Origin of the sequence: Spirillospora sp. NPDC047279, assembly GCF_040643285.1 — a bacterium.
Lineage (GTDB): Bacteria > Actinomycetota > Actinomycetes > Streptosporangiales > Streptosporangiaceae > Spirillospora.
In genome coordinates, this window is sequence record NZ_JBEYUA010000001.1 from 655,279 (window position 1) to 668,018 (window position 12,740).

13 protein-coding genes are annotated in these 12,740 nt (G+C 71.9%); 10 read left to right on the forward strand and 3 right to left on the reverse strand.

From position 1 onward, the window contains the following. Nucleotides 1-111 precede the first annotated feature (111 nt). The gene (locus ABZ810_RS03225; protein WP_358398513.1) at nucleotides 112-1,056 is read right to left on the reverse strand and encodes a sulfite exporter TauE/SafE family protein; all 945 of its coding nucleotides are present in this window, start codon (nucleotides 1,054-1,056) and stop codon (nucleotides 112-114) included. Between the two features lie 92 nt (nucleotides 1,057-1,148). Here ABZ810_RS03225 and ABZ810_RS03230 point away from each other — a divergent pair, with 92 nt between their 5' ends. The 7 genes from ABZ810_RS03230 to ABZ810_RS03260 all read left to right on the forward strand — a co-directional run bounded on the left by ABZ810_RS03230 (nucleotide 1,149) and on the right by ABZ810_RS03260 (nucleotide 9,089). Beyond that, complete coding sequence (locus ABZ810_RS03230; RefSeq protein ID WP_358398516.1) at nucleotides 1,149-1,934, forward strand: TSUP family transporter; 786 nt, start codon at nucleotides 1,149-1,151, stop codon at nucleotides 1,932-1,934. A 335-nt stretch (nucleotides 1,935-2,269) separates the two neighbouring features. Next, entirely contained in the window at nucleotides 2,270-3,043 is a 774-nt protein-coding gene (locus ABZ810_RS03235; protein ID WP_358398519.1) for an SDR family NAD(P)-dependent oxidoreductase, read from the forward strand. A 58-nt stretch (nucleotides 3,044-3,101) separates the two neighbouring features. Continuing rightward, nucleotides 3,102-3,866: a crotonase/enoyl-CoA hydratase family protein gene (locus ABZ810_RS03240; RefSeq protein WP_358398522.1), complete on the forward strand. Its 765-nt coding sequence runs from the start codon at nucleotides 3,102-3,104 to the stop codon at nucleotides 3,864-3,866. A 201-nt stretch (nucleotides 3,867-4,067) separates the two neighbouring features. Further along, nucleotides 4,068-5,135: a hypothetical protein gene (locus ABZ810_RS03245; RefSeq protein ID WP_358398525.1), complete on the forward strand. Its 1,068-nt coding sequence runs from the start codon at nucleotides 4,068-4,070 to the stop codon at nucleotides 5,133-5,135. A gap of 90 nt (nucleotides 5,136-5,225) precedes the next feature. Then, nucleotides 5,226-5,963 (forward strand): response regulator transcription factor, encoded by a 738-nt coding sequence (locus ABZ810_RS03250; protein ID WP_358398527.1) that lies wholly within the window; start codon nucleotides 5,226-5,228, stop codon nucleotides 5,961-5,963. A gap of 35 nt (nucleotides 5,964-5,998) precedes the next feature. Beyond that, nucleotides 5,999-7,555 (forward strand): HAMP domain-containing sensor histidine kinase, encoded by a 1,557-nt coding sequence (locus ABZ810_RS03255; RefSeq protein WP_358398530.1) that lies wholly within the window; start codon nucleotides 5,999-6,001, stop codon nucleotides 7,553-7,555. 259 nt (nucleotides 7,556-7,814) lie between these two features. Then, a complete protein-coding gene (locus ABZ810_RS03260) occupies nucleotides 7,815-9,089 on the forward strand; it encodes a trypsin-like peptidase domain-containing protein (protein ID WP_358398532.1) in 1,275 nt (424 codons plus the stop codon). 217 nt (nucleotides 9,090-9,306) lie between these two features. On the opposite strand, the gene ABZ810_RS03265 is transcribed toward ABZ810_RS03260, so the two are convergent. Then, nucleotides 9,307-10,179, reverse strand: coding sequence for an oxygenase MpaB family protein (locus ABZ810_RS03265; RefSeq protein WP_358398534.1), 873 nt, complete (start codon nucleotides 10,177-10,179; stop codon nucleotides 9,307-9,309). A gap of 220 nt (nucleotides 10,180-10,399) precedes the next feature. Between ABZ810_RS03265 and ABZ810_RS03270 the strand changes: the two genes are divergently transcribed. The 3 genes from ABZ810_RS03270 to arfB are packed head-to-tail and all read left to right on the forward strand — an operon-like array spanning nucleotide 10,400 to nucleotide 12,034. After that, nucleotides 10,400-10,891 (forward strand): nuclear transport factor 2 family protein, encoded by a 492-nt coding sequence (locus ABZ810_RS03270; protein WP_358398536.1) that lies wholly within the window; start codon nucleotides 10,400-10,402, stop codon nucleotides 10,889-10,891. After that, complete coding sequence (locus ABZ810_RS03275) at nucleotides 10,888-11,565, forward strand: SDR family NAD(P)-dependent oxidoreductase (RefSeq protein ID WP_358398538.1); 678 nt, start codon at nucleotides 10,888-10,890, stop codon at nucleotides 11,563-11,565. Before ABZ810_RS03270 ends, ABZ810_RS03275 begins: the two co-directional genes overlap by 4 nt. A 43-nt stretch (nucleotides 11,566-11,608) precedes the next feature. Beyond that, complete coding sequence (gene arfB / locus ABZ810_RS03280) at nucleotides 11,609-12,034, forward strand: alternative ribosome rescue aminoacyl-tRNA hydrolase ArfB (RefSeq protein ID WP_358398541.1); 426 nt, start codon at nucleotides 11,609-11,611, stop codon at nucleotides 12,032-12,034. A 21-nt stretch (nucleotides 12,035-12,055) separates the two neighbouring features. On the opposite strand, the gene def is transcribed toward arfB, so the two are convergent. Beyond that, entirely contained in the window at nucleotides 12,056-12,643 is a 588-nt protein-coding gene (gene def / locus ABZ810_RS03285; protein ID WP_358398544.1) for a peptide deformylase, read from the reverse strand. Between the last annotated feature and the right edge of the window lie 97 nt (nucleotides 12,644-12,740).

The following is a 12,740-nucleotide window of genomic DNA, read 5'->3' on the forward strand; positions in this document are numbered from 1 at the left end:
TGGTCGCTGGCTCGGCGGGGGGCGGTGATGGCCGAGGCCCGGCTCCCGGGGAGGGGGCCGGGCCGGCGGCCGGACGTGCCGTTCCCGGCGGGATCGAGGGGATCGGGCGGGTCAGGCAGATGCGAGCTCCTTCTCGATCCGGGTCTCGCTCTGCCGGAGGTCGCCGTCGACGGCTTCGACGTTCTCCTCGTCCCGGTGACGGCGGTACTCGCGGATGGAGTAGGCGAGGGCGGCCGCCCACAACACGGAGATGACGACGTAGGACGTGGACCGCACGGCGAGGGGCGCGTCGATCCAGTCGCTGCGCAGCAGCGTGCGCGCGTTGGTCAGGATGATCAGGCCGCCGACGGAGGAGCCGAGGACGCGCGGCGGGAGGTGCCGGACGAGCCAGGCGGCGATGGGCGCGGCGATGACGCCGCCGGCCAGCAGGACGGCGACCCAGGCGAAGTCGATGTTCTCCGAGCCGATGCCGACCAGGAAGCCCAGGCTGGCGGCGACGGCGATGAGGAACTCGCTGGTGTCGATGGAGCCGATCACCTTGCGCGGGGCGATGCGGCCGCTGGCGAGGAGGGCGGGGGTGCCGACCGGGCCCCAGCCGCCTCCGCCGGTGGCGTCCACGAATCCCGCGAAGATTCCGAGCGGGGCCAGGAAGCGCCGGCGCAGCGGCTTGCCGAGGTCGCCGCGCGGCAGGCCGAACGCGGTGAAGCGGACCAGGATGTAGAGGCCCAGGGCCAGCAGGATGATCGACATGATCGGGGCGGCGGTCTCGGTGGAGAGCCTGGAGAGGAACGTCGCTCCGGCGAAGGCGCCCGCGGCCCCGGGGATGCCGATCTTGGCGACGACCTTCCAGTCGACGTTGTCGAAGCGCCAGTGGGAGACGCCCGAGGCCAGCGTGGTGCCGATCTCGGCCAGGTGAACGGTGGCCGAGGCCGCGGCGGCGTTGGTGCCGGCGGCCAGGAGCAAGGTGGTGGAGGTGACCCCGTAGGCCATGCCCAGACTGCCGTCGACGAGTTGAGCGGCCAGGCCGACCAGGCCGAGCAGGATGAGCTTGCGCACCACTTCTCCTTTCCACCTTTTTCCTACTACAATCGTTGGGAATTGTATCCGATCGAGCCCAAAGGCTCGTCAAGCCGCGTACGGGGTGGCGGGTGGAGCTGCTGCTCGGGTTCGCCGCCGGCGCGCTGATCGCCCTGGTGACCACCCCGGTCGGGGTCTCGGGGGCGGTGTTCCTGCTCCCGGTCCAGCTCAGCGTGCTGAACGTGCCCAACCCCGCGGTCACCCCCACGAACCTGCTGTTCAACGTGATCGCCGGTCCGGGCGCGCTGGTCCGCTACCACCGGCATGGGCAGCTGGTGGGCGGGCTGACCCGCCTGCTGATCGCCGGGACGTTGCCCGGCGTCGTCGCCGGAGCCCTCATCCGGGTTTTCGCGGTGCCGGGCCCCACCGTCTTCCGTGTCCTGGTCGGGCTCCTGCTGCTGCCGCTGGGGGTGTGGCTGTGCGTCCGCACCCTGCGTCCGCGCCTCAACAAGGCCGGCGAGCCGTCCAGGCGCTTCGTCGGCACGCTCGCGCTGGGCGTCGGCGTGGTCGGGGGGATCTACGGCATCGGCGGCGGCTCGATCCTGGGCCCCATCCTGGTGGGGCGGGGCATGCCGGTCGCCCAGGTGGCGCCGGCCGCGCTCGCCTCCACGTTCCTGACGTCCGTGGTCGGTGCGGGCACGTACGCGGTGCTCTCGCTCACCGTCCCCGGCGACATCGCGCCCGACTGGACGCTCGGGGTGACGTGCGGGCTCGGTGGCCTGGTCGGCGGATACCTGGGCGCACGCCTGCAACCCCGGTTCCCTGAGAAGGCCCTCCGGCTCGTCCTGGGAGCCCTGGCCACCACCCTGGCCCTCCTCTACCTCTGTGGCGCCGCGATCCAGACCGCCGCAACCTAGACGTCACCGCGCGGGCCTGGGCCGTCACCGCGGGCCGTCACCGCGCGGGCCGTCCGATTGCTCAGGCCGTGACCGCTTGGGCCTGTACCTGCTCAGGTCGTCGCGGCTGTGGGCGGCGTTGGGTACGGGGTCGCGGAACCGGCGGGCGGGATGGGAGGGGGGACGGGGCTCCTCCGGTCGATCTCGAAGGCGGAAAGGCAATCATCAGGTGGCGCGTATAAGAGGGTGCCGGATGTGGGGTACCTGTGAAGTCAGGGGTCGGGCGTTCCCCGTATTGTGACCTGTGGGTAACATCACCCCGAACCACATTCGGTCTCTGACGTAAGGTGCTGCTTATGGACCTGAACGGAGTTTCCGCCGTTGTTTCCGGTGGCGCGAGCGGTCTCGGTGAGGCGACCGTCCGCGAGCTCGCCGCCAACGGCGCCAAGGTAGTCGTCGCCGACCTCAACGAGGAGAAGGGCAAGGCCCTCGCCGACGAGATCGGTGGCGTGTTCGTGAAGACGGACGTGTCGGACGAGGCCTCGGTGCAGGCCGCCGTGCAGGCCGCCGTCGACACCGGTGCGCCGCTGCGCGTGGTCGTCAACAGCGCCGGCATCGGCTGGGCCTCCCGGACGGTCGGCCGCGACGGCAGCCCGCACGACCTGTCGACCTTCGAGAAGGTCATCCAGGTCAACCTGATCGGCACCTTCAACCTCATGCGCATCGGCGCCGCGGCGATCTCCAAGACCGAGCCCGCCGACGCCGACGGCCTGCGCGGCGTGGTCATCAACACCGCGTCCATCGCGGCGCTCGAGGGCCAGACCGGCCAGGTCGCGTACTCCGCGTCCAAGGGCGGCATCGTCGGCATGACGCTGCCGGCGGCGCGTGACCTCGCCGCCATCGGCGTCCGGGTCAACACCGTCTGCCCCGGCATCATCGACACCCCCATCTACGGCGAGGGCGAGGCCGCCGACGCGTTCAAGGCCAAGCTGGCCGCGCCGGTGCCGTTCCCCAAGCGCATGGGCAAGGCGTCGGAGTTCGCCCACCTGGTCAAGTCGCTCATCGAGAACGACTACATGAACGGCGAGACCATCCGGTTCGACGGCGGCATCCGCTTCCAGCCCAAGTGACGGGGAGCCGCCCCGATGCCAGCATCCGCTTCCAGACAGTCCTGTAAGTGAGGCTCTAATGACCGACGCAGTTCTCACCGAGGAAGACGGCGCCGTCCTCGTCATCACGATCAACCGCCCCGAGGCCAAGAACGCCGTCAACGGCGCCGTGGCGCAGGGCATCGCGGCCGCGATCGAGGAGCTCGACAGCCGCAAGGACCTGTCGATCGGCGTCCTCACCGGCGCGGGCGGCTCGTTCTGCGCGGGCATGGACCTCAAGGGCTTCCTGACGGGCGACAACCCGATCGTGGAGGGCCGCGGGTTCGCGGGCATCGTCGAGCGCCCGCCGGCCAAGCCGCTCATCGCCGCGGTCGAGGGGTACGCCCTGGCCGGCGGCTGCGAGATCGCGCTGTCCTGCGACATGGTCGTGGCGTCCAGGGAGGCCCAGTTCGGGCTGCCCGAGCCCAAGCGCGGCCTGGTCGCCGCGGGCGGCGGGCTGCTGCGACTGCCGCAGCGCATCCCGTTCCACATCGCGATGGAGATCGCGCTGACGGGTGACAAGTACCCGGCGGACCGGATGGCCGAGCTCGGTTTCGTCAACCGGCTCACCGAGCCGGGCGAGGCGCTGGCCGGTGCCAAGGAGCTCGCGCTGAAGGTCGCCGAGAACGCCCCGCTGGCGCTCGCGGCCACCAAGAAGGTCATCGTCGAATCGGCCGACTGGCCGGCCGACGAGGCCTTCAAGAAGCAGAGCGAGATCACCATCCCGGTGTTCGTGTCCAAGGACGCGCAGGAGGGCCCCGCCGCCTTCGCCGAGAAGCGCAAGCCCGTCTGGAAGGGCGAATAGCCCTTTCGCACAGCACAGCACAGCACAGCGCAGCACAGCACAGCACAGCGCAGCACCTGGGGAACGCCCGGAGCCGTCCACCGGCTCCGGGCGTTCCTTCGTCGTTCCTGAGGCCTGATGTGGTCACCGGGGCTGAGGGGTTACCACGAAGTAAGTGATCCCGTACGCTTTCACCGCCTCAATCGATCTTGGGAGTCCCACATGTGGCGGAACGCGGTGACGGCGGTGCTCTGCGGCGCGAGCGTGGTCCTGGCCACCGCGTCCCCGGCGGAGGCGGCCACGTGGCGCGACGTCCCCAGCGCCGCCCTGACGTACAACGGCGGCCTGGACCGGGTGGACTTCGCCGACTCCGGGGCCGGCTGGGCGGTCGGCTCCCAGGGCAGCATCTTCGGCCCGCAGGCCATGATCGTCCGCTGGAACGGCTCGTCCTGGGCCGGCCAGACGAGCCCCGTCGGTTTCTTCCCGACCGACGTCGCCGCCGCGAGCGCGACCCGCGCGTGGGCCATCGGCTACAACCTCACCAGCGGCACGGTGGGCATCCACTGGAACGGCACCGCGTGGACGAAGGTCGACTACCCGATGGTCGGCATGCCGTTCATGGTGTCGGCCGCCCCGGACGGCACCGCCTACTCCCTCGCCGGGATCGACGCCTCGGGCGGCGGGCTCAGCGCGATCCTGCGCTGGAACGGCACGGCCTGGGTGGGGGAGAGCGTGCCCCTGCCGCCGAGCACCACCGTCACCGCCGTCGAGGTGAAGAGCAAGGACGACGTCTGGCTGGCGGGCACCACCACCGACGGCGTCACCGTCACCGCGCTGGTCATGCGGTGGAACGGCACCTCCTGGAGCCGGATCGACGTGCCCGGCTCGATGGGCACGCCCGCCTACCGCGCCGCCGTCCACCGGATCGTGGTGCATTCGCCCACCAACGTCTACCTCGACCGCGTCGCCCAGAACGCGCAGGTGACCAACGCCCTGCTGCGCTGGAACGGCTCGTCCTGGACGACGATCACCACGCCGCTGAACGCCGCCGGGGTGGGAATGTCGTCCGACGGCGGGTCCGGCGTGGTCGTGCTGCCGCCGGGCACCGGCAACCAGACCCGCTACCTGCACTACGACGGCTCGGCGTGGACCACGCTGACCGGCCCGGCGCGCTCCGGCACGGTCGCGGCGAACGACGTCGACCACCGTCCGGGCACCACCGGCATCGGGTCCGTCGGGACCGATTCCCAGCTGACCAGGAAGGTGCCGTTCATCGAGTATTTCGGCTGATCGCCCCAAGCCTCATCCAATTCGGAGTGGACGTTCAGGCTCTTTTCAGGTTTCCCTGAAACCCTCTGGATGATTGAGAGGGGTGTGGGAGTGACTGAGCAGCCGTTGAGCGGCGAGGTGGGCGGCAAGGCGCCGGAGGGCCTCCTGCTCGTCGTGGAGGACGAGCCCAACATCCTGGAGCTCCTCGCCGGAAGCCTGCGGTTCACGGGGTTCGCCGTGGTCACGGCCACCAACGGCGCGGACGCCGTGCAGGCCGCCCAGCGGCACCGGCCCGACCTCATCGTGCTGGACGTCATGCTGCCCGACATCGACGGCTTCGACGTGGTCCGGCGGCTCCGGTCGGGCGGCACGCACACGCCGGTCCTGTTCCTGACCGCCCGCGACGCCCTCCAGGACCGGATCAAGGGGCTGACGATCGGCGGCGACGACTACGTCACCAAGCCGTTCAGCCTCGAGGAGGTCGTCGCGCGCATCCGCGCCGTGTTGCGCCGTGTCGGGGGCGGCGCCGCCGAGCCGTCGCCGCGCATGGTGTTCGCCGACATAGAGCTCGACGAGGACAGTCACGAGGTGTGGCGGAACGGGCGGCCGATCCAGCTGTCGCCGACCGAGTTCAAGCTGCTGCGCTACTTCATGGGCAACGCCGGGCGGGTGGTCTCCAAGGCGCAGATCCTCGACCACGTGTGGAACTACGACTTCCGCGGCGACGCCGGGATCGTCGAGTCGTACGTGTCGGCGCTGCGTCGCAAGGTCGACAACGCCGAGCCGCGGCTCATCCACACCCTGCGCGGTGTGGGGTACGTCCTGCGATTGCCGCCGACGCCGGGCTGATGGCTGTTTCGGGGGGGACGGAGAAGCCGGGGCGGATGACCGAGCCGACACGGCCGACACAGGCGACGCGGCAGACGCGGCAGACGCGGCCGACAGGGTCGACGGGGCCGGCGGCGGCGCTGCGGTCGTTGCCGGGGCGGACGCCGATCAGCGTCAAGCTGATCGCCGGCACGCTGGTGCTGGTCATCGTCGGCCTGATCGTGATGGGCGTCGCGGGCGTCTGGGTGCTGCGCGGATACCTGCTCGACCGGGCGGACGGCCAGCTGCGGGTCAACGCCGACCGGGTGTCGGTGCAGGTCGTCCAGCAGCTCCAGCGGCCGACCATGGACTTCAAGATCAGGGTGCCCGGCGAGATGTACACGCAGGTCTACACCCAGGACGGCCAGGCCCGCTCGCCCGATCCGGCCATCGACCAGCCCGGGGCGCCCAAGCTGCCGGGCGACATCGGCGCGCACCTGAACACCCCGTTCACCGTGCCCGGCACCGGCGGGTCGCGGGTGCCGTGGCGGGTCCTGGCGGTGCCGCTGCCGAGCGGCGACACCCTCGTGCTCGGGCTCAGCCTGGACGAGATGGAACGGACGGTCGGGCGGCTCGTCGTCATCGACGCGATCGTGGGCGTCAGCGTGGTCGCCGGGCTGACCGTTCTGGGAGTGGCGGTCGTCCGCGTCAGCCTGCGGCCGCTGCGGGCGATCGAGGAGACGGCGGGGGCCATCGCCGCGGGCGACCTGTCGCGGCGGGTGCCCGACGCCGGTCCGGGCACCGAGGTGGGCCGGCTCGGACGTTCGCTCAACAGCATGCTCGCCCAGATCGAGGCCGCCTTCGGGGCGCGCGCGGAGTCGGAGGCCGCGGCGCGCTGGTCCGAGGAGACCGCCCGGCGGTCGGAGGAGCGGATGCGGCGCTTCGTCGCCGACGCCAGCCACGAACTGCGGACGCCGCTGACCGCGATCCGCGGGTTCGCCGAGTTCTACCGGCAGGGCGCGGCCCGTACGCCCGAGGAGCTGGACCGGCTCATCGGCCGCATCGAGGACGCCGCGGCGCGGATGGGCCTGCTGGTCGAGGACCTGCTGCTGCTCGCGAGGCTGGACCGGCAGCGGCCCATCGAACGCCGCCCGGTGGACATGCTCGCGGTCGCGGCCGACGCCGTGCAGGAGGCCAGGGTGGTCGCCCCCGACCGGCCCGTCGAACTGTCCGTCCGGGACGGCATGGCCTACCAGGTGCTCGGGGACGAGCCGCGGCTGCGCCAGGTGCTGGGCAACCTCCTGGCCAACGCCCTCACCCACACTCCGGCCGACGCGCCGGTCGAGGTGCGGCTGCTGTCGGGGGAGCTGGACGGGAGCCCGGCGGTGGTGTGCGAGGTCGCCGACGAGGGGCCTGGGCTCCCGCCCGAGCAGGCCGAGCGGGTCTTCGAACGGTTCTACCGCGGCGACCCGGCGCGCGGCTCGATCGGGCAGCACGGCAAGGGCGGCGGGACGGGCCTCGGCCTGGCGATCGTCGCCGCGCTCGTGGCCGCCCACGACGGCAAGGTCGAGGTCGAGTCCGCTCCGGGAGAGGGTGCGGTGTTCCGGGTGTATTTGCCGCTCGACCAGGCGTGATCTCCTTAGAGAAGCTTGGGGATCGGTTCAGCGTGCGTTCAGCTGGATCGGGTTATCTCTCCATCACAGGGCGCCCCTGGAACACCAGCGACGGGAACTGGGGCGTGCGCCCTGGCCAACGTTCCGAAGGCCGTGACCGGACTCCCCGGTCACGGCCTTCCGCTTGCCGGACCGGCGTTCAGGGGACTTTCAGGTTCGTCTCAGGGTGGTTCCAGGCCCGTCGGCCATTCTCTGGATGACTGAGAAACAGGGGGTCCAGATGAGCGCGGGAAGCGCGGGCACGCCGAGAGACTACGACGACGGACAGAGCACTGGTTACGGCCAGGCGCAGGGTGGCGGCCACGGCCAGGCGCCCGCGTCAGGGTCATGGCCCACCACCGGGTACGGGCAGAACGCCGCCCCCGGCTACGGGCAGAGCACTGGCTACGCACACAGCACGGGCTACGCACAGGGCACTGGGACCGGAACGGGCACCGGCTACGCGCAGCGCACCGACACCGGCTACGGCCAGAGCACCGGCGCCGCCCCCGGCTACGGGCAGGGCACCGGGCACGGGCAGAGCGCGACCGCGCAGACCGGAACCTTCGAGCAGCCCCAGCGGCCGCAGCCGCAGGCGGGCCCCTACGGGGGTGGGGGACAGCCTCCCTACGGCGACGTGCCGCTCTACGGCGGTGCCGTTCCGCCCCAGCAGTCGTACGGCGACGGCTGGTGGACGATGCGGCGCAAGCTCGCGGCGGCCGGCGCGGCGATGGCCCTCGCCATCACCGCCGGCGGCACCGGTGCCGTGGGCGCGGCGATCCTCACCGGGGGCGAGACGGTCTACGGCAGCCCGACCGCGGTGTCCGGGGCCTCCGCGGGCAGCGGGGCGACGGCCAAGGTCGCCGCGGCGGTCCAGCCGAGCGTGGTCTCGGTCGCCGTGCGGTCGGGTTCGAGCGGCGGCAGCGGTTCCGGGGTGATCCTGCGGTCGGACGGCGTCATCATGACCAACGCGCACGTGGTGCGCGGCGCCGACCAGGTGTCGGTGAAGTTCAGCGACGGCAGGACCGCGCTCGCCCAGGTGCTCGGCAGCGCCACGTCCAGCGACATCGCGGTGATCAAGGCGCAGGGCGTGACCGGGCTCAAGCCCGCCACGCTCGGCGACAGCGACGCGCTGGCGGTGGGCGACACGGTCCTGGCGATGGGCAGCCCGCTCGGCCTCGACGGGTCGGTCACGTCCGGCATCGTCAGCGCGCTGGGCCGCGAGATCAAGGAAGGCTCGGACGACGACCAGCAGCAGCTCCCGCCCGGCCTGCGCGGCCAGGCGGCGCAGCAGCAGGAGACCACCGTGATCAAGAACGCGATCCAGACGGACGCGGCCATCAACCCGGGCAACTCGGGCGGCGCGCTCGTCAACTCCGCCGGGCAGGTCGTGGGCGTCAACACCGCGATCGCCACGTCCGGCAGCAGCTCGGGCAACATCGGCGTCGGGTTCGCGATCCCGGTCAACGACGCCAGGAAGGCCGCCGACCAGATCATCAAGGCGGCGTCGATCTGAGGAGACTCATCGGAGGCCGCCGCCGGGACACGGCTCTGGGGGGAGCGGGCGGTACCGCGGCGGCCTCCGATGACCGGGTCGTCCCGGGGTCCTGATCAGGGGAAGGGTCCCGGCGGGGCGGCCCGCCAAGGGGATGGGAGGCCCGTGCTGGGGGGCGCGGGCGTTCGTTCCCCGAGGGGGTACGGAACGCGGCCGCGTGACCGCCGAGGGGGGTTGGTCACGCGGCCGTTTCCGTTCCTCCCGCGGCGGTGCCGCCGCGTTCGGTCTTGACGGTCAGGACCGGGTTCCGCTGCCCGGCCAGCTTCGCCAGGGTCCGCCGGGTCGTCATGAGGTAGTACTCGCGCGGCATGGTGCGGACCCGCAGCGGCAGCCGGGGGTAGACGGTGGCCAGGGCGCCCATGAGGAGCCGGAAGCGCCGCTCCCGCCCCGCGTTCCACGTCCAGCCGTACTGCTCCCGGATCGGCGCGGGCATCATCCCGGCCGTGATCAGCCGGACCATCGCCAGCCCGGGAGCGCCCAGCGGGCCGGCCGGCGTCTTCGGGCTGAGCACCTGCTCGGCGATGGCCCGGGACGCGTCGGTGATCCGCAGGCTCCGCACCATCTCCGCGTAGTAGACGCGGAAGTCGGCGTACGTCGCCGGCAGGCGTTCCTCGGGGCAGCCCAGGATCGTCGCGTAGACCTTGGTCTGCCGGTAGTACTCCTCGAACTCGGCGTCGCTGAACGACCGCCGGAAGAGCGCCTGGTAGAACTGCGCCGACACCGCGAACAGCGTGGCCGCCACCCAGACCTGGAGCTCGGGGTCGTTGGCCTCGTAGTCCGGCCCGGTGATCTGCTCGTGCCCCTTGCGCACGAGGGCGCTGAAACGTTCGGCCTCGTCGCGGGTGCCGAACTGCACCGCGTACAGCCAGCCCATCGTGTTCTGGAGCCGGCGCAGGGGGTTCTCGGCGGTGTAGCTGTGGTCGTAGACGCCTTGGGCGACCTTGGGGTGCGCGGTCTGGAGCAGGGAGGCCACCCCGCCCGCCGCGATGAGCACGCCCTCGCGGGTGATGACGCGGATGAGGTCGTCGTCCCGGAACAGTCCGTCGGTCATGGCGATCATTGTAAGTAAGTACTTGCTAGCGCGCGACCTCGCCGCGCGAACAGCGGCGTCTCAGTCCTCCACGCAGTCGATCCCGGGTGCGTGCAGCAGCGCTTCGACCAGGTCACGGATCGCCGCGCGGTGGTCGTCGGGCCGCCAGGCGAGAGCGAGCTCCGATAGCTATCACGGCATGTATTGGACCTGGCGAATCACCGTTCCCCATGATGATCACATGAGCACCACGGAAGATCGCCTCGCGATCGTCGAGACCTGCACCCGCATGGCATGGCACGCCGACCGGCGCGAGTGGGACGAGCTGGCCGGGATCTTCGCCGACCCGGTGACCCTCGACTACACGAGCCTGAACGGCGGCGAGCCCGCCGAGCTTGCCCCCGACCAGGTCGTGGCGGCCTGGTCGGCGACGCTCGGCGCGTTCGACGCCACCCAGCACCTGATCACCAACCATCTCGTCACGGTCGAGGGCGACTCCGCCGTGTGCACCGCCTCCTTCCAGGCCACGCACCGCCTGGCGAACCCGCACGGCGGGCCCTTGTGGACGCTCGGCGGCACGTACCGCTTCGACCTCGTCCGGGCGTCCGCGGAGTCGGGCGCGGGCTCCGGTGAGGAGTGGAAGATCAACGCCGTGGTGATGACCGCGATCTGGGCCGACGGCAACGAGGACCTGCCGTCCCTGGCCGCCGCCAAGGCCGCGGAATCGTCGTGATCGCCCTGGTCACGGGCGCGAACCGGGGCCTCGGCCGGGAGACGGCCCGGCAGCTCGCTGGGCGGGGGCACACGGTCCTGGTGAGCGCCCGTTCGGCCGCGGACGCGGAGGAGGCGGCGCGCGAGCTGGGGAAGGACGCCGTTCCACTGCGGCTCGACGTCACCGGCCCGGACCTGTCCGGGATCGCCGCCGAGATCGAGGAGCGGCACGGCGGGCTGGACGTCCTGGTCAACAACGCCGCGATCCACTACGACACCTGGCAGCGCGCCGCCGAGGCCGACCTCGCGGTCGTGCGCGAGGCCGTCGAGACCAACCTGTACGGGCCGTGGCGGCTGATCGAGACGCTGCTGCCGCTGCTGCGCCGCAGCGAGCACCCCCGCATCGTCAACGTGTCGAGCGAGGCCGCCTCGCTCACCAACATGGGCGGCGGCACGCCCGCCTACACCGCCTCCAAGGTCGCGCTCAACGCGCTCACCCGGATGCTGGCCGCCGAGCTGCGCGCCGACGGCGTCCTGGTGAACGCCGTCTGCCCCGGCTGGGTGGCGACCGACATGGGCGGCCCCGGCGGCCGTCCGGTGCACGACGGCGCGGCCGGCATCGTCTGGGCCGCCACCCTCCCCGACGACGGCCCCACCGGCGGCTTCTTCCGCGACGCCCGCCCGCTCCCGTGGTGAAAACCAGGCGACATGATCCGCTCAGGATGGGGATAATCAGGGCATGCCCGCCGAGCTCCACGTCCGAGGCTCGGTCTCCATCCCGGAGACCGAGCTGGCCTGGCGTTTCTCCAGGTCGTCGGGTCCGGGCGGGCAGAACGTCAACAAGACCTCCACCGCCGCCGAGCTCTCCTACGACGTCGCCGGGTCGCCCTCGCTTCCCGAGCACTACCGGCAGCGGGCGCTGGAACGGCTGTCCGGGCGGCTCGTCCGGGGCGTCCTCACGATCCGCGCCGAGGAGTACCGGTCGCAGGCGCGCAACCGGGACGCCGCGCGGGAACGGCTCGCGTCGGTGCTCTCCGACGCCATCGCGCCGCCGCCCAAGAAGCGCGTCCCCAAGAAGGTGCCGCGCGGCATCAACGAACGCCGCCTGGAGAACAAGAAGCGCCGTGCCGACGTCAAGCGGGCACGGTCGCGGCGCTGGGACTGACCCCGGCGGGCCGGGCGGCCGTCAGGCCTCGGCGGCTCGGATGGCGCGCATCGCCTCGCGGCGGGCGTCGCCGGACAGCACGTCGATGTAGACCTGGCCCCGCAGATGGCCGCACTCGTGCAGGAGGCAGCGGGCGAAGTAGCCGGTCCCCTCGACACGGACCGGCTCGCCCCGCACGTCCACGCCCTCGACCACGGCGTGGGCCTGGCGCGGGGTGGCGAAGTTGAGGCCGGGCACCGAGAGGCAGCCCTCCTGCTCCACGACCGTCTCGCCGTCCGCGGCGACCAGCACCGGGTTGATCACGTGGCCGATGTGGCGGACGTCCTCGTCGTCGGCGCAGTCATAGACGAAGATCTGCTGCGAGACGCCGATCTGGTTGGCCGCCAGTCCCGCGCCGTCCGCCTCGTACATGGTCACGAACATGTCGTCGACCAGCCGTTCGAGTGCCGCGTCGAACGTCCGTACCGGGTCGCACTCGGTGCGCAGCACCGGGTCGCCCAGGCGCCGGATGGGCCGCACCGTGCCGCGCCGATCGCCGCGCCGATCGCCGCGCCGATCGCCGCGCCGGTCGCGGCGCCGGTCGTCACGTCCGCGAGCTGCCTTGGCCATGACAAGATCTTATTCAACGGAGAACGGTGCCTTCACCGCGGATCGTCGTCCGCGGTGAAGGCACCGTTCGCGTCTGCCTGAGCCCCCGAGCCCGTGA